Genomic DNA, 22,821 nt, shown 5'->3' on the forward strand with positions numbered 1-22,821 from the left:
GTTACACCTCGGAGACATTTTCAATTAACATCGCGCCACCTTGTCCACCGCCTATACAAATGGTGGCGATCCCTTTTTTGGCCTTGTTTCGCCGCAGCACTTCAATCAGGTGCAGAACAATTCGTGCTCCGCTCGCTCCAACAGGGTGTCCAATGGCAATAGCGCCGCCGTCTACATTCAGCCGGGACTTATCTATGCTGCCGAGAGCACTTTTCAGCCCCAGATTCTTTTGACAGTATTCATCACTTTCCCAGGCTCTCAGGCACCCTATGACCTGGGCAGCGAAAGCTTCATTGATTTCCCAAAAATCAATTTCATCCATACTCAGCTTCTGATGCTGTAATAGCTTGTGAGTTGCATAAACCGGACCCAGTCCCATTTCTGCCGGATCGACGCCCGCCCACTGGATATCCACGATGCGTGCAAGCACCGGCAAACGGTATTTATCCACCGCCTCTTTGCTCGCCAGCAGAAGCAGAGCGGCGCCATCTGAAATCTGTGAACTATTGCCAGCCGTGACACTGCCAAACTTTTTATCAAAAAACGGTTTGAGAGTCGCGAGTCTTTCCATCGAGGAATCACGTCTGACACCATCATCAGTCAAATAAAAATCGCCGCTGCTGCCAAAAGCTGGCTGGACTTCACCAAAATAGTGATTATCCTGGCCGGCGGCAGTACGTTGATGACTCTCCAACGCGAACTGATCCATTTCCGCGCGTGAGATATTGAAGCGGTAAGCAAGATTTTCTGCTGTCTGCCCCATAGACAGGTTGACAAGAGGATCGCTTAACCCTCTGAGCAAGGCGATAACCGGTTTTAAATAGGCGGGCCTGAATCTGGACCAGGCCTGGATTTTACCCTTCCAGTCTTTTGCGCCCGTTAATCCGGCAATCCAACTAGTATAATTTTCACTAAACAAAAGCGGTGCTCTGCTCATGGCTTCCGTCCCGCCCGCCAGCACCAGATCATGGCGTCCCATAGCGATATCTTTCGCGGCGCTGTCCAGTGATTGCATGCCGGAAGCACAGTTGCGCTGCACTGTCCAGGCAGGAACCGTTTTTCCACAGCCTAGACGAATGGCGATCACTCGGCCTATGTTTGCCTCATCCGGACTGGGCATGACACAACCAATCACGACTTCATTTAATTCATTCGCTGAAAACGGCTGGCGTTTCAACAATTCCTTGCCCGCATTGACAGCAAGATCGGAAGCAGAAAATGGCCCGGGCTTGCCTTTAGCCTTAAGAAATGGCGTGCGTGCGCCATCAACAATATATACATCACGCAAATAAGATGTCGTTTTTCCTGTCATTTTCATATCCTCATCAGTACGGGATGCCATCCGGAATCATGCGATGACTTCAGTAAAGTCAAAATTGAATTCATTGACCTTGATAATTTCAGTTCTCAACTTTTCAAAATCATTAAGCATTCTGGCTTCATCTGCGCTGAGCAGGCCAGCCTGTTCCGCCGCGGCCACCCGATCGGCAAATTCAAATGATCGTGGGATTGCGCCTGTCTGCACCGCTTTTTGCAATTTTTTCTGCAAAGGTTCAATGGCTGATATCCGTGCTATAGCCTGATCCAGCTGTCTGATCAGATGCGTATCATCATGCCCGAGATAAGAGAACCGGGTTAGACGGTCACGCAGTTCAGATGCACTCAGCATAGGCTCTACAATGCTGTTGTGCAATCTGTCCCGTGGCTTGTGATACGCAGTACCAAAGGGAAAAATAATCCATTCCAGCAGCCTGCCCGCCCAGCGGTTGGGAAAATTATGCAGCAATTCATTACAAGCCAACTGGATCTTATAAAGACACTCTTGCAGAGACCAGCACACATAATTGACATCGGAAGCAGGCTTGTCGTGATCGTAATAATATTTCAGAACAGCGGAAGCCAGATATAACTGGCTCATGATATCGCCCAGGCGGGCAGAAATGCGTTCACGCCGCTTCAAGCTTCCGCCCAGAAGTATCAGACTGGTATCAGCCAGCAAGGCAAGCGCCGCACTCATTCGGGTTAGTTGACGCTGATAAGCCTTGATGCGCTTGTTCTTCGCCAGGGAAATGATAAACCTGCCGCCAGTCAGTCCGTATGCTACATTCCTCAACAGGTTGCTGACATAAAACCCGATGTGCGACATGAGCAGTCTGTCCAGTTCTTCAACTTTGGCATCAGGTGAACTAATGAGTTCAATTTCCTTGAGAATATAGGGATGACAGCGTATGGCACCCTGACCAAAAATGATTAAATTACGCGTCAGAATATTCGCGCCTTCCACTGTGATGCTGACTGGCACTGCCAGATAGGCATTCGCGAGCAGGTTTCTGGGGCCTGTTTGTATCATTTGGCCAGCATGGACATCCATGGCGTAAGAAACAACATGACGACACATTTCTGTCATGTGATATTTTGCTATTGCGGAGACAATAGAAGGATTAATGTCCTGATCAACCGCGCCCGCCGTCATCATGCGGCAGGATTCCAGCATATAACTGTAGCCAGCAATGTATCCCAGCGCTTCTTCTATCCCCTCGAATGAGGCAATAGGCGTATTGAACTGCCGGCGTATTCTCGAATAAGCCCCGGTAAGCCGGTAAGCCATTTTTCCACAGGCGGTCGAAAGAGCAGGAAGAGAAATGGAACGGCCAATGGAAAGAGATTCCATAAGCATGCGCCAGCCTTGTCCAGCCATTTGAGGCCCGCCAATGATCCATTCCAAGGGAATGAATACATTATTTCCGCGGGTCGGCCCATTCATGAAAGCATGATACATGGGTAAATGACGCGAACCTGTTTCTACTCCCGGATGAGACGTGGGAATCAGGCACAAGGTAATGCCAATATCGGTTTTATCGCCTAACAAATGATCCGGATCATACAAGTGAATCGCTAATCCCAGAAGGGTGGCAACGGGAGCAAGAGTGATATAGCGTTTATCCCAGCTCACCCGCATACCCAATACATCCCTGCCTTCAAATTCTCCGCGGCAAACGATTCCGGTATCCGGTATTGCGCCTGCGTCACTACCCGCATCGGGGGCGGTCAAGGCAAAACAGGGAATATCCGTTCCATTGGACAGACGCGGCAAATAATATTTTTTTTGTTCATCGGTGCCATAGCGAACCAGTAATTCTCCAGGTCCAAGTGAATTTGGAACCATGGTGGTAACAGCCGCGCTAATACTGCGGGTGGCGATTTTGGTAACAACAGTGGAATGTGCCAGCGCAGAAAAACCCAGGCCGCCATATTCCCTTGGAATGACCATTGCGAAAAACTTTTCCTGTTTGAGATAATTCCAGACTTCATCCGGTAAATTGCGATCATTAAACACAATATTCCAGTCATCCAGCATGGAGCAAAGCTGTTCAACCTGATTGTTTAAAAATTCCTGTTCTTCTTGAGACAGCACAGGACGCGGAATATTGAATAATTTTTTCCAGTTAGGGCGGCCGCAAAACAACTCCTTTTCCCACCAGGTATCACCCGCTTCAATGGCGGCGCGTTCCGTGGCGCTGATGGTAGGTAATTGCTTTTGCAACAGTTTCAAGGCAGGCTTGACGATATATTGTTGTCGAAGTTGATGCAGATTGGAAAATGCAGCTGCCAGCAAATAAACAAGCCAGAAGAAGGCCAAAGGCAATGGCGACAACCAGCCAAACGAGGTCAGTATAACCAGGCCTATCCCTATCAGAATGGTCCAGGCAAGGGTTGCCAACTGGTAAAAAGCCGAAATCAAAACCAGCCCAAGTATAAACAGAATGCTAATGACATTAGCCATATCCATGCCCTAACCTTTCCATTAATTCGCCGATATCAGTCGCAGGTAATCTGAACAAGATCCATACCCGCAGGATGAAGTTTCAAACGCAAAAGTATATCGGGATATCGTATACAGCGGTAGTTTTTTTTTAAAATGTTCACCACGGCGCATCATTGCAGCAAAGCATATTTCAGAAGGAACGCGGCAGTCAGCAAGATGATGGTGATGTTTAGTTCACGTATTCGCCCGCTTAGCAGCTTTGCAAACGTATAAGTAATGAAACCGAAAGCAATGCCGTCGGCGATGGAAAATGCAAGCGGCATGGTAATAGCAGTGATGACCGCAGGCGCATATTCCGTGGGATCGTTCCACTCGATATCCGTGAACGCATGCGCCATGAGGCAGGCGACATAAACCAGTGCTGGCGCCGTGGCATAAATAGGAATTGAACGCGCAAGCGGCGAGAGGAACAAGGCCAGTAAAAACAGAATGCCGACAATTATAGACATCAATCCAGTCCTGCCGCCGACTTTCACACCCACTGTGCTTTCCAGATAACTTGTCGTCGTAGAGGTCCCCAGTAATGCGCTAAAAATGGCAGCCAGACTGTCTGCAATCAAGACGCGTCCAATCCGGGGCAGTTTGCCTTGCTTGTCCATCAAGCCCGCCTTGTAAGCGATTCCTATGAGTGTTCCGGTGTTATCGAACAAATCCACGAACAAAAAAGCAAAAACAATGGCGGCGATGCCTAACTGGAACGCACCGCCGAGATCAAGCTGCAACAAGGTGGGCGCAAGACTGGGCGGCATGGAAATCAAACCCTGGAATTGATTATAGCCCAAAGCGACACTGATAAAGGTAACGGATAAAATGCTAATTAGAATACTGGCCATGACACCCAGTGCTTCCAGGCCTATGATCAGAAAAAAACCGAATATAGCCAGTAAAGCCGACGGCTGATGCAAATTACCGAGCTTGACGAGTGTCGCTGGGCTGCCAGTGATTATTTGAGCACTCTTGAAGCCTATCATGCCGAGGAACAAACCAATGCCGGCAACAATAGCCACCTTGAGAGACTTGGGAATGCTATTGATGATATATTCCCGTATGGGAAAAACACTCAGAAGCAAAAAGATCAAACCCGAGAGAAACACCGCGCCCAGCGCGATTTGCCAGCTGTGACCCGAACCTAGCACAACGCTGTAAGTGAAATAAGTATTGAGCGCCATACCTGGCGCAAGCGCAATGGGATAATTGGCTAGCAATCCCATTAAAAAGCAACCCAGAGAAGCTGCCAGACAGGTCGCGACAAACACTGCACCCTTATCCATTCCCGTTTCAGACAAGATCGCAGGGTTGATAAAAATAATGTATGACATAGTCAGGAAAGTCGTCAGCCCCGCCATGACTTCGATTTTGACATTAGTCTGATTTTCACCCAGCCTGAACAGGTTTGATAACATAGGATTTCCCGTCTGCCTATTCCAATGCCATGCCAGAAACCGGATACAGAAATCAAATAGACAATACCCCGGTCGTTATACAACAACTCGCTGTTGAGAGTTGCCGGCAGTTTAGCATATGAGCTTGAAATACAAAACGCATGACCAGAAATTAGCAATTCAAAAAATTAACAATACATTAAGTTACTCACAGATTCTGTGGATAAGTCTGTGAGTAACCTATCGAAAACCATCCTGAAATGCCATAAACAAAGACTTTGAGCAAAAAGAACATTAAATGCACATAAGTTAATATTTATTAATAATCATATACTTAATCAGAATGAGCACTTTTTCATCATGAATAGGTTCTGAATTATCATGGCCTTGATTGAAGTTTTGCATTTTGTGAACAAAAATGAGCGCTTGCGTATGACTGCGTATCAGACATCTGGCTAGTGGAATTGGCCTCGATTAATTCGCCAGGTTTGTTGATAAGATCAGGTCTTGTTTTCAAGTTACTCACAGATTCTGTGGATAAGTCTGTGAGCAACCTATCGAAAACTTCCCTGAAATACCATAAACAAAGACTTTGAGCAAAAAGAACATTAAATGCACATAAGTAAATATTTATAAATAATCATAATGTTACATATTATAATCCGCTTTTTATCATGTTTTGACTATAAATTGGGATAGGAAAAACTTGAATAATGCATTTTGTGTACAAAACTGAAGGTTTGTTAATTACCAGCTTCTTACAAACCGCCTGACTCTATTTAAATCATGAAAAGCACCAGAATAAGGTGAATAATTTTCATTACTCAACAGATATTACTTTATTGATTTCCTGACCATAAAATTTTTTCAATTCGGCCAGCATCAAGTCCGCAGGTGAATGCCTGGCGAAGGAAGCTTGTAAATCATTAGTCCACTGCCCTGTATTCAGATTTATCAGAATAGGCATGCGAAAGTGCTTGCTTTGGGGATACAAGGCCAGCATCCATCCCCGATAAATATCGGCATATTGTTTACTGCTTATGATTTTAACGGCCATTTCGTTTCTGACAGTCAGGCGAGTTGTGACGGGATCGATTTGAAATAAATCAATTCCTTCAAGTAACACTTTACGTGTTTCAGGGTAAACCGTGCGTATGGCTTCCGGTGAAAAATCACTTTCCATGAATATATGCCTGTCAGGCAAGGATAACGCGGGATCTTTGATCGCGCTGGCAAGCGTGATCCCGCTGGAATCCGGTGACGGGATATTCAAGAAATCAAGCAGAGTGGGTTTGATATCCAGTAATGACACTACGCCTGATATAACGCCTGGTTTGTAAGCCTTCATGCCATACATTCTGAAAACCAACAGCGTGTGATATTGCGGTAATCCCAGTACATCAGTTCCGTGTCCTGCAGACTGGTTGACATCTTCCTTGTCCAAGCTGGGAGGATAAAACCGTGGAACAGGACCGCCTGCACCGCGAGAAGAAAGGTATAAATCTGCTTCCGTGATTCTGTCACCTGGAAATTCCAGCGCTTCACCGTGGTCGGACAATAATACAACGATGGCGTGATCCAGCAACTGGAATTGTTTCAGCAGAGAGAACAAATCACGGATCTGGCTGTCAACACGGCGGATACTTTCCACATAACGCTCCTGTGGGGTGTAATCCTTTCCAGGCAGGCCAGACCATAAATACGGATAATGCGGCAGACAAAAATGCATGGCCAGGAACAAAGGCTTGGCATCATGTCTGACCGATAACGTTTCCTTTATAGATCGCAGAAAACTGTCAGGATCATACAGAAAATAAACCGGCCGGTTTCCATAACTATGAGGGAATAGCCATTTCCCCAGGCTGGTATTAACGATCAGATTTGAGAGCGGAAAGTCATTGAAATTCCCGATCAGAAAATCATTCAAACCCATGGGCGGCGTGATAATGCGGTCAAAGCCAAAATTTCGGTCGATATTGCTAAACCGTGTTTCATCCGTGGCATATATCGTTTCGTAGCCGTTTCGCTGCAAAATAGATGGTAAAGTGTTTTCAAGCTGCAATCCGTTTTGCTGCGCCAGATTGGAGCGTATCCGTGTCTGAACAGGATACTGCCCGGTCAATATGCTTGCCCACGATGGAAACGTTCGCGCCAGCGGCGTGACTGCTTCACTGAATACTGTGGCGCGTTCCAGATAAGAATCCAGAAATGGCACCGGTCTTTCCGAACCAAAATAACCCAGGAAATCCGGCCGCAGGGAATCGATGCCAATCAGAATGATATTGGGACGAACAGCGCTGGCGGCATTGATTATCGGATGACTGGCAGATTTGAAAAAGGTGAATCCGGATGTCGCGCCCAAGGCGATCAGCAAGGGAAGATAAAATAACGAATGTCTGATTATTCTCTTCACGAGGCCTGCCACCGCCAGCAGCCCAATGATAGCGCACAAACCTGCCAGTGCGACCAATGCGGCCATCGTCACCTGTTGATTAATCAATACCAGAGATGTCAATTCAGCAAATTTGGAATTGGGAAAGTAGTATTGGTTTGCTGTTAGTATAGTCAGTAATCCCAGAAACCAGACGCCGGCGGCATAATAAAACTTACGGGCATCCATGAATGGCAAGACCGGCGCAGATAGTTGAACGACGATCCACACAATGAAACAATACATGATGTGAATAAACATCTGTGCAGCCAGAAAAAACAAGACACCCGGGATAATTGTAAGAGGAATGTGGAGATTGTCCGATACAAAAGTGTAATCCGAAAGATAGGCCCGATTACACTGAATGAAAAAGCTGATTTCCAGCAATAAAAAAAAGCTGGTCAACAATATGAGATATATCCATATTCCCTGGTGCTTATTTTGATGTAATGTCTGCATACTCATTGACAGGCTGGATTATACCCGGCACAAGCTCCTCGTTTGAAAAATCATCCACTGCAATCACTTTTTTGCGGGCTTCTTCCGCCTGCATGAATTGATTGAATTGTTCGATGGTGATGGCTTTGCTGTTCAGTGCGGACTGCGCCTGTTCTGCTGCAGAATGGCCAGTAGCTCTGCCCTCTTTTTTCGCTGTCTTGATCAGTTTTTCAATGGGCTCAGCCTCAATGGTTTTAATCAGCGCATCCTGCAATTCCGACATGATATTTTCCGGAACCGGAGTAAGGTAGGCACCAGCCGCCAGCCGCTCGCGTGTCGCAGTAGGCGCGATGAGAAGTTGCGCAACCTTATGTCCTATGGCATCTCTAGGCTTAGAAAACCTTTCACCCAGCGGAAATATGATGATTTTTAACACCCACGCCAGCCAGCGGTTAGGGAAATTTTTCAAAATCTCGTCAAACCTTTCCTGAATTTCAAACAGGCAATACAAACACGCATACCTTACCACAGGCAGGTCATCGTGATTTTCACCCTGATCGTGATAGTGTTTTAATACTGCGGACAACAGATAGAGATAACTCAGAATATCGCCCAGCCGTGAGGAAATACTTTCCTTGCGCTTGAGGCTGCCGCCAAATACCATCATGCAGACATCTGAAAGAAGTGCGAAAGCAGAGCTGAAGCGGGTCGCCTGCTGATAATACCTCTTCATCCTGCCCTTGGGTGCCTGAACGATATAACTGCTGGTGATTCCCAGAACCAGGCTGCGGACAAAATTGCTGATGCCAAACGCGATATGTTTCATTACCGCATCATCAAACGCTTTCAACGCAGCCTTGGGATCATCCAGTCTGGCGGCTTCCAGCTCTGACAAAATATAGGGGTGACAACGTATGACACCTTGTCCAAAGATAATCATGTTGCGTGTCAGGATATTCGCGCCTTCAACCGTGATGGCGATGGGGGCCGCCTCATAACCCCGGCCTATGTAATTTTTAGGCCCCAGGCAAATGCCCTTGCCTCCGTGTATATCCATGCCGTCAGCCGCAATTTTTCTGCCTAATTCAGTCACATGGTATTTCACAATAGCAGAAGCGACAGAAGGTTTTTCTCCCGAGTCTATGCTTGCGGTAGCAAAAGTCCGCGCCGCGTCCATAATGTAGGTATAAGCGGCGATTCTTGCCAGCGGCTCTTCAACTCCCTCAAACTTTCCAATTGGCATGTTGAATTGCCTGCGTATGCGCGCGTACGCACCGGCGGCATACGACAAAACCTTGGCACCAGCAACCGCGCTCGCCGGCAGGGAAATGGCACGGCCCGCCGCCAGGCATTCCATCAACATGACCCAGCCTTTCCCCGCTTTATCAGGGCCGCCAATAATCCAATCCAATGGAATAAAAATATCTTTCCCGCGAATCGGCCCGTTTTGAAACGCTGTGTTGAGAGGAAAATGACGGCGGCCGATTTCAATTCCCGGCGTGTTTCTGGGTATAAGCGCGCAGGTGATACCTAAATCTTCCTTGCTGCCCAGCAGATGGTCTGGATCATAAAGTTTGAATGCCAGTCCGATTACCGTTGCGATCGGCGCCAGCGTGATATAGCGCTTGTCAAAATTCAAACGTATGCCCAGTATATTTTTGCCATTGAATTCCCCCTGGCAAACCACTCCGTGATCAGTCATGGAACCCGCGTCTGATCCAGCGACTGGTGAGGTCAGCGCAAAACATGGAACTTCTTCACCCCTCGCGAGCCGGGGAAGATAATAGTTTTTTTGCTCCTCCGTGCCATAATGCAGCAATAATTCCGCGGGGCCCAGTGAATTTGGCACGGCGATGCTGGAGCCCGCAGTTATACTGATGCCGCCAATTTTGATTAAGATTTGCGAATGCGCGTACGCAGAAAATTCTTTCCCTCCATATCGCTTGGGTATGATGAGACCAAAAAAACCATTGTCCCTGATAAATTTCCAGACTTGCGGCGACAAGTCTATCCGGTTATGAGTGATGTCCCAGTCATTCAGCATCGCACAGAGTGCCTCGACTGGACCGGCCAGGAATGCCTGCTCTTCCTGTGTCAAAGCTGCGGGCGCATGCTCAAGCAGCTTTTTCCAGTCAGGATTGCCGCGGAATAAATCGCCTTCCCAAGTGACTGTTCCGGCTGAAATCGCTTCACGCTCGGTTCGCGACATGGCCGGCATGACTTGACGATAAAAATTCAGTAAGTGTTGGGAAATATAGCGCTGACGCCACATTCTGACATTAAGCGGTATGAATAAGACGAGATAAAACAGCCAGGCCAGTATCAGGCTGAAGCTCAATCCGGTCAAACGGGTTGCAAACAAGAGAAATAGAGCAAAACTGATTGTCCAGATTACGAGAGAAGCGCGCTGATAAGCCAGCACGCCGAAAACAAATAAAAAAGCCACACACCAGATCAATCCCGTCATACAAATTCCTTAGTTTCCGGACGACGGAAAGCCATGAACGCTGTCGTCTTCATTCATTCTGTCAGTTTTTATTTGAAATAATCCCGTAAAACAGATACACGATTCCCAGCAGGAAATACAGCAGCATTTCGTGCGCAATTGACACACGCAAGCCATGATGGATTTCAGCCAAGACGATGGCAGGCGTGATCGCAACCATCATGATTTGCACAATTTGCCAGTAACTCAGTTTCACGCTGAAAATCAGGGCGAATAATTTTCCCAGTATGCTGTATAACAGGGCTTGAAGAATGCGGTACAAGTAAGCAAGCACCACCATGAAAATAAATATCGGTATCCACAGATAGCTGATAAATTTCTGTATGAAATCGTTTATTTTAACCGGATCGAATGATTCCTTTGCATCCGCAGGCACCTTGTACGTTTTGGTTTCATCTTCTCTGCTCTGCATGATCACTTCTTTCTCAGTAACCAAGATCAGGGATTTGGCCTGTTCAATACTCGTGTACTGACCAGAGGTATCGATGACAGCATAATTCGTATGTGTTTCTGGATCGATGATAAAATAAGGCCTGTTCTCAGGCGTAATAACCTTGCCATTTTCAACGGTAATGACCGGAACCTGGGGCTTGATAATGTTAATATACGTTGCCTGATAACCCTGGTTCAAATCGCGCTGGATGGTGTAGGTAAAATAGATGGAAGTCAGGACCACCAGGATAAAAAGGTATAAAAACGCCTTTCCTCCCCAGTTATTCGCCACATCGCGATAAAGGTTCCTGGAATAGAACGACATATAAATGGCGCGTAAAATATTATATTGCTGCATGACACGGTCTCCTTGCATTCCGCCTTATCCCAGATACTAGCATACAGGTAATTCGTTCATTTCAGAAACGGGAATTACGCCCCACGACAGCAACCCATGCCAAACATGGGCAATTGGTAGCGAATAGATCAGTCTACGTCAGTCGCAGCGTAAATTCCCGGAACATTACGCAAATATTCATTATAATCCAGACCAAATCCGAACAAATACTTGTCTTCGGTTTCCACGCCTACAAAATCGGGTTCAAAATTGACGCCGGGCTCGCGGGTACGTTTTTTGCTTACCATGACCGCGGTGTACACAGCTTTTGCCTTTGCCTGGTTGCAATAATCAATAATGGCAGAAAGAGTCAATCCACCGTCCATGATATCATCGATAATCAGAACAGTCCGGCCTTCAAGGTTTTTTCTAGGCTCCACCAGCCAATGCAGATCTCCTCCGCGATTGGTGCCGCGGTAGCGCGTGACATGAAGGTAGTCGATTTCAACAGGGAAATGCAAGCGTGTGGCGATATGGCCTGTCGGTATCAACGCCCCTGTCATGACGCATAAAATCAGGGGGTTAGCATTTTTGAGTTTAAGTGAAATTTCTTTCGCCATACGGTCAAGCGCTTGATTGATTTCGTCAAAACTATAAAGACATTCTGCTTTTTCGAGGACTGAATGAATTTTATCAACTGTTTCCATAGCAATGTTCCGAATTTTAAAAGTTAAAAAAGAGTAGTGTCAGGAACCGGGCATATCAGCTTCCAGTTTGCTCAGAACTGCACGGGCAGCCAGCCAACGGCGACTTTCATTATAGGGCACATGCACGCCGGAAAAATCACCTTGCAGCGCTGTCCATTTGTCCCTGCTGACCTGCTGTGATGAAGCAGACAGACTATCAAGGGCTTCAATGACACCTTTCCTGTTATTACAGAGCAAAGTGAAATCGCATCCCGCCTCGCGGGCTGCCATTATCCTGTCCGGGCAGTTTGCCGAAATATTCGCACCTTCCATATTCAGATCATCACTGAAAATCACGCCTTTGAATCCCAGCCGCTGACGCAATATGTCTTGAAGCCAGTAACGTGAAAAACCGACAGGCATTTTATCCACTTTAGGGTAAACGATATGCGCCGCCATGATGGCTGATATTCCAGCCTTGATCAACCCTGCGAACGGTATCATATCATCCTGATCGATTTCCTGTATCGTCCTGTCATCAAAGGGCGCCGCCACATGCGAATCCAGGATGACCGAGCCATGCCCCGGGAAATGCTTGCCGGTGGATGCCATGCCTGCTTCATGCATCCCATTCATGAAAGCAGTGGCAATTTTGATCACATATTCGGGTTTGGAGTGAAATGCACGGCGGCCAATAACAGTACTGACACCCTTGTTCAAATCAAGAACAGGCGCAAGGCTTTGATCGATACCGGCAGATAGTAATTCGATAGCCATCAGCCAGCCACAATCGTGAGCCATTTTGCAGGCTGTTGCAGGATCTTGGTCATAAATCCCTCCAAATGCAGCCATATAAGGGAGGCGCGTGAAATCGTGGACAAAGCGCTGCACCCTCCCCCCCTCCTGGTCAGCCATGATAAGAACCGGCTTCTTGCGGGCAGACCGGATCTGATGGCAAAGCCGGGTAAGCTGCGCTCTTGTTTCGTAATTTCTGGCGAACAAGATGACACCGCCAACAACAGGGTGATTAAGCAGGTCTTTTTCTTCGGGAGAAATCTGCAAACCTTCCAAATCAATAATCAGTGATCCAATTTTATCTGTCATAATCATCCTCTTGATCCTTGGGATACGCCAGCCAGGTACAAGTTCTTCCGCATTGAAACATCGCAGCCCCCTGAATTGATCACATGCTAAGACCGGTACGGTTACATTGATTCCGCACGAAGCCGTAAGGACAGCGATGACACGCCGTCACGCAAGATTAACAAGGTCAGTGGAAATTTCCACAAGGATTATAATGTTGTTTGATTTAATCATCCACCTTGATACCATAAATCTTTTTAACGCTTGGCCATCCACTTAAAAGAATAGACATCATGACTGATTACACCAACCTGATTACCATTCGCGACTATATCCGCATCGCCACCAGCCGCTTCAACGCCGCGGGCTTGTATTACGGGCATGGAACAGATAATGCCTGGGATGAAGCCATTGCGCTGATTCTGCATACACTACACTTACCACACGATATTCACCCTGGCATTCTGGACGCGCGTCTGACAGAGGAAGAGCGCGCCACAATTGCTGGACTAATACAAACGCGCATTGAAAAACGAATGCCCGTGCCCTATCTGACACATGAAGCCTGGTTTTGCGGAATGCCGTTTTATGTGGACGAGCGCGTATTGATCCCCCGATCACCCATCGCAGAATTGATTGAAAACCGCTTTCAGCCCTGGATCAATCCAGAGCAAGTCTTCGCCATTCTGGACCTGTGCACTGGCAGCGGATGTATCGCCATTGCGTGCGCGAAAGCATTTCCAGACGCATCCATAGACGCGAGTGACATTTCCGCTGAAGCTCTCGCCGTTGCAAAAATCAATGCGTTAAGACATTCCGTGGAAGATCAGGTTTCCCTGGTCGAGTCTGATCTCTTTTCCTCGCTGCCACGCAAGAAATACGACATCATTGTCAGCAACCCTCCCTATGTCAGTACTGAAGAAATGTTCAGCCTTCCGCAGGAATTCCGGCATGAACCTGAAGTAGGCCTGGCCGCAGGCACACAAGGACTGGATTTCGCTGTAAGAATTTTGCGCCACGCCAGCGAGTATCTTCATCCTCAGGGAGTGCTGATTGTCGAGGTCGGCAACAGCGAATATGCCTTGTCTCAGGCTTATCCTGACGTTCCGTTCACCTGGCTGGAATTCCAGCGCGGCGGCGGAGGTGTATTCATGCTGACGGCGGAACAGTTGAATGAGCACCAGGAAGCCTTTAGGGAATAAAGCATGGTCTTTCTTCCGGGATTAAACGCAGGTCGCGGTTTTTTACCCCTGCATGTTTCATGCGGCTTTCTCCCTTCCTCATCGCAATTAAATGTCGAGTTAAACCGCTTGGCAAGCCAACTGCATGTTTTATTGGCCAGGCGCACCCTGCGCGATGAAATCGAACACTTGAATAATGTTTATGCGGACACACCTGTGACACTGGACAGAACAGACCCTGACCAGGACGCGGACGCCGCTCGGATTCTGCTGGCACTGGTACAAGGATATATCTGGGAACAACCCGCCTCTCCTGCCAGCCGTGTTCCCGCTGTGCTTGCAAAAAACAGTTATGCCATTGCAAAAAGACGGCAACGGTTTCCCATTCTGACTTACTACGATTATATTCTAACCAACTGGCGGCTAACCGATGTCGCTCTGGGAATGCGCCCTGAAAACATTCAGCCGCTGGTATCATTCACAGGTTCTCAGGATGAAGCCTGGTTTATCATCATTCATGTCATGATCGAATCCGCCTGCGCCATGGCGCTGGACGCGGCCCGCGAGCTCTGCGCGCTTGCAGGCACAAGAATGACAGAATGGAAAACACCATCAGCATTAAACGAAACCGAACTGTGTTCACGTTTTCAAGCCATGACCCGCGCTCTTGATAAATCCGTTTCGTTACTAAACAGAATGACTGAAGGCTGCAACACAAAGTATTACTGGGAAACATTGCGACACTACCTGAATGGATGGGATAAAATCGAAAACGCATCATGCGGCTTTAAAGGTGTGCGATTTGACGGCGTGATCGTGCGCAACCAGCATGTGACATATACCTATAAAGGGCCGTCAGGCGCGCAAAGCAGTATTATTCCCGCTATGGACGCGTTTCTGGGCATCACCCATGATATCGATGACATGTATCAAACCTTGCTGAACTTTCAACAATACATGCCCCTTGAACACGTGCAGGTGATCAATACATTCAGACAGTATTCCATCAGGGCTTGGGTCGAGCGGCATCAATCAACTGTCTTAACCGCCGCGTATCATGAAGTCATCCAGCATGTGGCGAGGTTCAGGCTGGCACACCTGCATCTGGTACGGAAATATATATTCAACCCCGCGGAAAGCAGCGGGAAGAAACAGGAAAATATCGCTGGCACAGGCGGCACGCTGATAAACGACTATCTTGGCAACCGCTATCATGACACCCTGGATTCGTGATGCGCCTGACCTCTCAAGCAAGTCAACACATCTTACGCGGGCGCTGCGGCTAGAGTATCTTAATTTTCAATGCATGCAGCTGGTCGGGCATGATATCCGTGAATAATGCATAAATGCGTCTGTGCGCCTCGATTCGGGTCAGGTTTTTCAGACTGACTGCGTCGATGACAATCGCAAAGTGTCTTCCGCCGCCCTGATGCCCGGCGTGACCGATATGCTGATCACTCTCATCTATCACTTCCAGATGACGAGGAGAAAAAGCATGAACCAAACGCTCGTGAATAAGAGACCAGCGTTCATTGTTTTTCATCATGTGTCTGATTCCTCTCTACCAAATAACGCGACAAGTATAATGCCTGCAGGATGCTGAACAGAAACAGAGCGCCTGTCACGCCGTAAAACTTGAAGTTGACCCAGGCATCATTGCTATAAAAATAGGCCACGTAAAGATTAACCGTGCCGAGCACAATAAAAAATGCCGCCCAGACCAGGTTTAGCCTTCTCCAGATTTCGCTGGGCACGACACCTTTTTCCTGCAACATGTTTTCCATCAGGCGCTGCATCAGCGGTTTGTGAGTAAAATAATGGGTAACCAGCAGCGCAACAGCAAACAGCCAGAACACGACGGTCGGTTTCCACTTCACAAAGATGGGGTCATGAAAATATAAAGTCATGCCGCCAAACACGACAAATACCGCGAGCGTGATTAACTGCTTTTTATCCCACGCCTTCATCCAGACACGAGAGATGAAAACCTGAAGAAACGTCGTCACAATACCGACAACGGTTGCCACATAAATCCCATAAAATTTAAATGCGAGAAAAAAAAGGAAAACCGGAAAAATTTCGTAAAATAGCTGCATGTCATGCTTCCTGTTCAATGGTCAACACCGCCACTTTGCGAAATGGCGCGAGAAAAGTGTAAGTGACGGGAACAACAATAAGTGAAAAAAACGTTCCAAACAGCATGCCGCCGGCAATGACCAACCCGACTTGTTGACGGCTTTCCGCGCCAGGACCCATTGCAAAAGCCAGCGGTAACGCGCCAAGCACCATCGCGGCGGTCGTCATCAAGATGGGCCTGAGACGCAGCATGGATGCTTCTACCACCGCCTCATGGATAGACTTGCCTGAAGCGCGCAGACGATTGGCGAAATCCGTAATAAGAATACCATGTTTCGCGATCAGTCCAACCAACGTGATCAATCCGATATTGCTGTAAATATTTAACGTGCCTCCAAACACTTTCAATGTCAGCATGGCTCCGACCACCGCGAACGGAACTGTAAACAGAATAACCAGCGGATCGATGAAGCTTTCAAACTGCGCAACCAGCACCAGATAAATGAATATCAACGCGAGTAAAAACGTCATCGCCGTCTTCCCGCTGGATTCGAGAAAACTCTTGGCTTCCCCGGTAAAACTGAACTTCATGTCATCTGGCAGGTTGTCCTTGGCGATGGTTTGCAGCACCTTGATCGCCTCTGACACCTTATGGGCAGGAGCCAATGTCAAATAAATCATGTCCGAGCGGAGACGTTCATAATGTTTATACACTTCCGACGTACTGGCTTCGCTGACAGTCAGCATACTGGACAGTGGAACCATTTTGCTGTCGTCGTTGCGCACATACAGTTGATGAAAAATATTGGGATCCGCCAGTGAAGACTTGTTCATTTGCAGCCATACATTCGATTCATCCATTTTGCCAATGATTCTTCCGGCAATAAGTGTAGATAGCGTACTGGTGATAGAGGGAATGGGAACACGCAAGTCTGCAGCCTTGTCTCTGTCGATATTGACCTGGAACTGCTCACTATCCCACTTTAATGAATTGTCAACATGCGCAAACTGGGGCTTTTCCTTGAGAGCATCCACCATTTGTTTTGTGGTCTGTTGCAGCTTGCGGTAATCACTGGTTGTCATCAGGACCAGCCCCAGATTATCCCCGTCGTCGCCGCCCGCGACCTCAGTCAACGGAGGCGGAGGCGTGAAGATGTTGACTCTCACACCGGAGATCTGGCTTGATTCCGATGTCAAGGCCGACACAATCTCATCCGTGCTGCGTGCACGCTGGTTACGCGGCTTAAGTGTCAAAATCTGGAATGAATGTGACGGTGAGCGCATGCCGCTCATGCTTAAATAGGATTCAATTTCCGGAACCTGCTGATAAAGAGCCTCCATCTGCTTCACGTATTTATCCGTATATTGAAAACTGGCGCTGCGCGGCGCCGCGATGGAAACATAAATATTATTCATGTCTTCGGCTGGAGCAAGTTCTGAAGAAAGAAATTTGTAAGTACCCAAACCCATTGCAGCGGCGAGTATCAGACAGGCGGCCACCCATTTGCGTCTGCTTAAGAGCACGCCAAGAATATTTTGATAGCCGGACTGAATCCGGGAAAGCTGACGAGTCTGCCATCGCCCATATCTATTATCATAATTGACTTTGTTCAAAATCCGGGCGCACATCATCGGTGATAAAGTCAGGGCCACGACACCGGATACAATGACCGCGCCTGCGAGAGTAAACGTAAATTCCCGGAACAAGACACCCAGCAAACCAGGTGTGAATGCGATGGGAGTATACACAGCCGCGAGCGTGAGTGTCATCGCAATAATGGGAAAGATAATTTCCTGGCTGCCCTTTAATGCCGCCTGAAAAGCAGACATTCCCTCTTCCATATGCCTGCTGATATTTTCCAACATGACGATCGCGTCATCCACCACCAGGCCGATGGCCAGCACAAATGCCATCAAGGTAATGGTATTGATGGAAAATCCCAAAAAATACAACAGTGCGAACGTGCTGATCATGCAGACGGGAATCGTGATGATAGGGATCAGCGTTGCGCGAAAGCTGCATAGAAATGCGAGAATCACCAGCCAGACAAACAATACCGCCTCAATAAATGACTCATAAACGCTATGTATGGAGGCCCGAATGTAATCCGCCTGGTTATAAATGATACTTGCCTGCATTCCGTCAGGAAGTGTGCGTTTCAATTCGGCGAAGGATTTTTGTACCTGATCTTCCACATCCAGCGGGTTTGCCGTGGATTGGGGCACAATGCCCAGCGCGATTCCAGGTTTCCCATTGATGCGGAAGGCCGAATCGGTATCTTCCACATCCAGCCTGGCTTCGCCTATGTCTTTCAGGCGCACCATCTGGTTTTGTGTGTTGCGGATGATTAAATCATTAAACTGTTCTGCCGATTTGAGTGTCGTATCGGTGACAACGCTATAATAGCGGTCATTCGCAAGAATCTGGCCGCTGGGTATGGATATATTCTGGTCACGCAGCAATTGCGCCACCTCATCGACCGTGACATTCGCCGCAGCCAGTTTGGCCGGATCCAGCCAGATTCTCATTGCGGATATCCGTTTTCCATAAACCCAAACGCTGCCCACGCCATCAATGGTTTCAAATGAGGGAACCACAAATTTATCGATGTAATCGCTTAATTCACGCTCGCTTCTATGCGAATCATTAAATGAAATATACATGATCGCATCGGTATTGGGATCCGCCTTGGTGACGATAGGATTTAGCGAATCCTTGGGCAAAGATCCTCTGACACGCTCCAAGCTGCTGCGCACATCTTCGACCGCCGCATCCATGTTACGACCCAGTTTGAATGTAATAGATATCTGGCTTTCGCCCTGGCGGCTGGTCGATGTCAGCATTTCAATACCGTTAATTCCGGACAAAGTGTCTTCAATGACCTTGGTCACATCACGCTCGACCAGCCGCGCGTTCGCACCCGGATAAGAAGTTGAAATGGCAATTTGAGGCGGATTCACATTAGGGATCCAGCGTACCGGCAGATTCATGAATCCAATGAGCCCGATAATTGTCATGACCAGGCTGATGACAATGGTAAAAGCAGGTCGCTTGATACAAAATGCAGGTAAATTCACGCAGAAACCTCAATCATCAGGATTTAATTTGAACCGGCATGCCGTTTTTAATCTTGAGCTGTCCGTCGGTAATCACGACATCGCCAGGTGACAAGCCTTGCAGCACTTGCACGCTGTCGCTGATACGCTTGCCTATTAGCACCGTGGCAGCATAGGCTTTTCCATTCACAACCTTGTATACCTGCTCACCATCAAGAATCGGCACCAGACTGCGCGCAGGTATCATTAAGACTTTTTCTTCCGTGCCCAGCGAATGAGTGACATTGACAAACATTCCCGGAGCCAATTCATTTGTGTTATTAGGAACGTCAGCATAGAGAAAAACAGAGCGGTTTTCGGTATTGATTGTAGGTGAAATGAATGATACCTTGCCAAAGAACTCTTTGCCGGGGTAAGTCGATGTCGTGATTTTGACTTCCTGACCAGATTTGAGTGAGGGCAGATACTTTTCAGGCACGCTGTATTCTATACGCAAGTGCCGGGTGTCCGTCAGCGTAACAATACTTTGTCCTGTCGTGACGTAATCACCCAAATTCACCTTGGACTTGCCCACCACTCCGTCAAACGGCGCATTAAGCCTCATTTTGCTGACCATAACAGCATTCTCCTGTGCGTTGGCCGTTTTTTCCTTGAGATCGGCGTCCGCCTGGTCTATCGCCGCACGAGTCACTGCTCCCTGCTTGACCAGCAAGGTCTTGCGGTTGAAATCATTCTGACTGAATGCGAGCTGCGCCTTGGTGGATTCATATTTGGCTTTATACACGGAATCATCAAGCTGTATCAGCGGCGTATCCTTGCTGACAAAGGCCCCATCCTGGAAATAGATGTTGCGCACATGACCCGCGAGTTCAGGTGTGATTTCAACACTGCGCGCAACCAGCGTGCCGATGGCATGGGCTTCCAGCGGCAGCGTCGAGGTTTTGACCACCGCGGTCTGCACCCACACTTGTCCAGGCGCCGCCTCTTCAGACGGTGAGCGATATTTGAAAAAAACCCAGATACCGGCAGAAAGAATAATAAATAATGTGATGACAAGTTTCTTTTTCATGAGTGCCTTCAATGAATTTGCGTTTGTGAAGAAGGTTTGCCTCTGTCTTCAAAAATCCTGATCACATCAACACGATCAAAAACATATTCCTTGTTACAAAAATCGCAAGTGACCACAATAGAATTATTATTTTTCAATTCCGCTTCCGCCTCTTCCCTGCCCAGAATCAAAATGGCATCTTCACCGCGCTTGCGTGAACAGGTACAGTTAAATGATACCTGATCAGAGGGAAATATCCTGATTTCTTCTTCAGGATACAGCTTGTTCAATAAAGCCTGATGATCAGACATCAGTATATCTTCCGGCCGCAGTGAGGCGGTCAATTGGCTGATACGCGCCCAGTGAGGTGAAATGATTTCATCTTCTACACCCTTCACATCCTTCTGAACGCCGGGGATCACTTGCAACAAAAATCCCGCCGCTTTCGTGTCATCAACCGCCAGCCATATTTTTGTAGCCAATTGCTCGGAATCCTGAAAATAGCCTTCTATCGATTCCGCCAGGGAGTTCCCCCGCCAGGCAACAATACCCTGATAGCGCTTGCCAGGGCCGGAATCCAGAGTAATCAGTAATACACCCTGTTTAAAGGATTCCATCAAATCTTCATATGTTAACTGACCTTCCCATTTTGCCAGACCGCGTATATGAAATTGATTATCACACTGCGCCAACAGAAGCTTAAGCTTTCCCTTGCCTCTGAACTGGACAGTCAGCCGGCCTTTAAACTTGATAATGGCGCTTAGCAAACCTGCCACACACAAGGATTCACCTAGTAAGTGACGAATAGGCGGCGGATAATCATGTTGGTTGATTATATCCTGAAAACTGGTTTGCAAGCGGATATATTCGCCACGTACCGGCGCCTTTTCAAAAATAAACCGCTGAAGTGAATCCTGATTAGTCATGTATGTGCCTATATGCTCATGATTATATAACAATAACGCGATTATGCGCAATATTTGATCTTTTCAATGCCACTGCCAAACCTCCTATTTAACCTATACATCCGCCATGCGCAAGCAGTGCAAGGCGATACATGACCCGGCTGCTCACTTGTTGTAAAATGACTGGACTCAACCCAGACAGGCTCAGTCAAGCCTATGCCAAAGAAAGGAAAAATCAGCGAAAAGGATTTAAACGCATTTCGGGAAGCCGTAAAAGGAACCCAACCCTTAAAATCTGACAAGGTACGCCTGGCTCCCTCCGCCAGCAAAAAGCGACAAATCAAACGCCGGCTTGATTATTACGATGCAGACTCTATTCAATTGAGCGAGACACTCGCGCTGGATCCGGTACAGGGGGAAGAATTCATTGCTTACAAACAGACCGGTGTTTCGAATAAAATCCTTCGCAAATTACGCAAAGGCCAATATAATGTCGACGCCATTCTGGATTTGCATGGCATGTCTATTGAGGAAGCCATAGAGGCCGTCGAAGGCTTTTTGAAGCAGTGTTTGCATGAAGGGATACGTGTTGTGCTTATCATTCATGGTAAAGGACGCCATGGCGAAATGCCGGTATTAAAAAACAAACTCAATCACTGGCTTAGAGAAATCAATATTGTTTTGGCTTTTTGCTCCGCCGCCCCCTCACACGGCAGCCGCGGAGCCATCTATGTTCTTTTGAAACGCAGCACAGAGGAGACCTGATTTGAATAAAAAGAATATCATCATAATTGGGATTTCAGGGGCGTCGGCGTCTGGTAAAAGCCTCCTGGCCAATACCATTGTAAACGAACTGGGATCGGATCAGGTAGTCATCATCTCGGAAGATTCCTATTACAAAGACCATAGCGATATCCCTTTCGAAGAGCGGGCAAAGATCAATTACGACCATCCGGATGCCTTTGACCATGAATTATTGTATACGCACCTGATGCAGCTTCAGAATGGCCAAAGCATAGAAATCCCCATTTACAACCATTCACAGCATATACGCGACAAGGAAACGCGTCCGGTTGGACAGCATGCCATTATCGTCCTGGAAGGCATCTTGTTGTTTGTCGAACAGAAATTACGCGAAATAATGGATATCCGCATCTATATGGAAACTTCCCTGGATATCTGTCTGATCCGCCGTCTGAAACGGGATATCAAGGAGCGCGGCAGATCCCTGGATTCCGTATTAAAACAATACGAAGAAACCGTTCGCCCCATGTATCTTCAATTTATCGATCCTTCCAAGCGATACGCCGATCTGATTGTTCCACGCGGCGGCGGTAACCGCATTGCCATAGACATGATAAAAGCCAAGATGCGGGAATTATTGGGGGATTTACAAAAAATGAAGGAAAGCCGGTAGTCTGTTTTTGCTCCCG

At 47.6% G+C, this 22,821-nt stretch carries 17 protein-coding genes; 4 read left to right on the forward strand and 13 right to left on the reverse strand.

The window, feature by feature from the left end:
- Position 1: 1 nt before the first annotated feature.
- The 8 genes from AQULUS_RS05850 to nagZ form a co-directional block, all read right to left on the reverse strand.
- Complete coding sequence (locus tag AQULUS_RS05850; RefSeq protein WP_148339151.1) at positions 2 to 1,312, reverse strand: acetyl-CoA C-acetyltransferase; 1,311 nt, start codon at positions 1,310 to 1,312, stop codon at positions 2 to 4.
- Positions 1,313 to 1,348: 36 nt separating this feature from the next.
- Positions 1,349 to 3,790 carry an acyl-CoA dehydrogenase gene (locus tag AQULUS_RS05855; protein ID WP_232051848.1) on the reverse strand — a complete coding sequence of 814 codons (2,442 nt, stop codon included), beginning with the start codon at positions 3,788 to 3,790 and terminating at the stop codon, positions 1,349 to 1,351.
- Positions 3,791 to 3,936: 146 nt separating this feature from the next.
- A complete protein-coding gene (locus AQULUS_RS05860) occupies positions 3,937 to 5,229 on the reverse strand; it encodes an NCS2 family permease (protein ID WP_148339152.1) in 1,293 nt (430 codons plus the stop codon).
- A 799-nt stretch (positions 5,230 to 6,028) separates the two neighbouring features.
- Positions 6,029 to 8,098: a sulfatase-like hydrolase/transferase gene (locus tag AQULUS_RS05865; protein WP_172622752.1), complete on the reverse strand. Its 2,070-nt coding sequence runs from the start codon at positions 8,096 to 8,098 to the stop codon at positions 6,029 to 6,031.
- A complete protein-coding gene (locus AQULUS_RS05870; RefSeq protein WP_148339154.1) occupies positions 8,076 to 10,544 on the reverse strand; it encodes an acyl-CoA dehydrogenase in 2,469 nt (822 codons plus the stop codon). Before AQULUS_RS05870 ends, AQULUS_RS05865 begins: the two co-directional genes overlap by 23 nt.
- A gap of 61 nt (positions 10,545 to 10,605) precedes the next feature.
- Positions 10,606 to 11,373: a DUF1189 family protein gene (locus AQULUS_RS05875; RefSeq protein ID WP_172622753.1), complete on the reverse strand. Its 768-nt coding sequence runs from the start codon at positions 11,371 to 11,373 to the stop codon at positions 10,606 to 10,608.
- A 128-nt stretch (positions 11,374 to 11,501) separates the two neighbouring features.
- Positions 11,502 to 12,059: a hypoxanthine-guanine phosphoribosyltransferase gene (locus AQULUS_RS05880; protein ID WP_148339156.1), complete on the reverse strand. Its 558-nt coding sequence runs from the start codon at positions 12,057 to 12,059 to the stop codon at positions 11,502 to 11,504.
- A 39-nt stretch (positions 12,060 to 12,098) separates the two neighbouring features.
- Positions 12,099 to 13,142, reverse strand: coding sequence for a beta-N-acetylhexosaminidase (nagZ, locus tag AQULUS_RS05885; protein ID WP_172622754.1), 1,044 nt, complete (start codon positions 13,140 to 13,142; stop codon positions 12,099 to 12,101).
- 272 nt (positions 13,143 to 13,414) lie between these two features.
- On the opposite strand from nagZ, the gene prmB reads away from it, so the two are divergent.
- Positions 13,415 to 14,323 carry a 50S ribosomal protein L3 N(5)-glutamine methyltransferase gene (prmB, locus tag AQULUS_RS05890; RefSeq protein ID WP_148339158.1) on the forward strand — a complete coding sequence of 303 codons (909 nt, stop codon included), beginning with the start codon at positions 13,415 to 13,417 and terminating at the stop codon, positions 14,321 to 14,323.
- A gap of 3 nt (positions 14,324 to 14,326) precedes the next feature.
- Positions 14,327 to 15,535: a PrnB family protein gene (locus tag AQULUS_RS05895; RefSeq protein WP_148339159.1), complete on the forward strand. Its 1,209-nt coding sequence runs from the start codon at positions 14,327 to 14,329 to the stop codon at positions 15,533 to 15,535.
- Positions 15,536 to 15,584: 49 nt separating this feature from the next.
- Here the strand turns inward: AQULUS_RS05895 and AQULUS_RS05900 are convergent, their stop codons facing one another.
- Genes AQULUS_RS05900 through hslO form a run of 5 tightly spaced genes read right to left on the reverse strand, consistent with a single transcriptional unit; the run spans position 15,585 to position 21,409 of the window.
- Complete coding sequence (locus AQULUS_RS05900) at positions 15,585 to 15,848, reverse strand: BolA family protein (protein WP_197737294.1); 264 nt, start codon at positions 15,846 to 15,848, stop codon at positions 15,585 to 15,587.
- On the reverse strand, positions 15,832 to 16,398 hold the full coding sequence (locus AQULUS_RS05905; protein ID WP_148339160.1) for a septation protein A: 567 nt from the start codon (positions 16,396 to 16,398) through the stop codon (positions 15,832 to 15,834). The genes AQULUS_RS05900 and AQULUS_RS05905 overlap by 17 nt, the downstream gene beginning before the upstream one ends.
- A 1-nt stretch (position 16,399) precedes the next feature.
- Entirely contained in the window at positions 16,400 to 19,456 is a 3,057-nt protein-coding gene (locus tag AQULUS_RS05910) for an efflux RND transporter permease subunit (protein WP_148339161.1), read from the reverse strand.
- A 16-nt stretch (positions 19,457 to 19,472) separates the two neighbouring features.
- On the reverse strand, positions 19,473 to 20,504 hold the full coding sequence (locus tag AQULUS_RS05915) for an efflux RND transporter periplasmic adaptor subunit (RefSeq protein ID WP_148339162.1): 1,032 nt from the start codon (positions 20,502 to 20,504) through the stop codon (positions 19,473 to 19,475).
- A gap of 8 nt (positions 20,505 to 20,512) precedes the next feature.
- A complete protein-coding gene (hslO, locus tag AQULUS_RS05920; RefSeq protein ID WP_148339163.1) occupies positions 20,513 to 21,409 on the reverse strand; it encodes an Hsp33 family molecular chaperone HslO in 897 nt (298 codons plus the stop codon).
- Positions 21,410 to 21,604: 195 nt separating this feature from the next.
- Here hslO and AQULUS_RS05925 point away from each other — a divergent pair, with 195 nt between their 5' ends.
- Positions 21,605 to 22,153 (forward strand): Smr/MutS family protein, encoded by a 549-nt coding sequence (locus AQULUS_RS05925; protein ID WP_148339164.1) that lies wholly within the window; start codon positions 21,605 to 21,607, stop codon positions 22,151 to 22,153.
- Position 22,154: 1 nt separating this feature from the next.
- On the forward strand, positions 22,155 to 22,805 hold the full coding sequence (gene udk, locus AQULUS_RS05930) for a uridine kinase (protein ID WP_148339165.1): 651 nt from the start codon (positions 22,155 to 22,157) through the stop codon (positions 22,803 to 22,805).
- Positions 22,806 to 22,821: the final 16 nt, after the last annotated feature.

Source organism: Aquicella siphonis (assembly GCF_902459485.1).
GTDB lineage: Bacteria > Pseudomonadota > Gammaproteobacteria > DSM-16500 > DSM-16500 > Aquicella > Aquicella siphonis.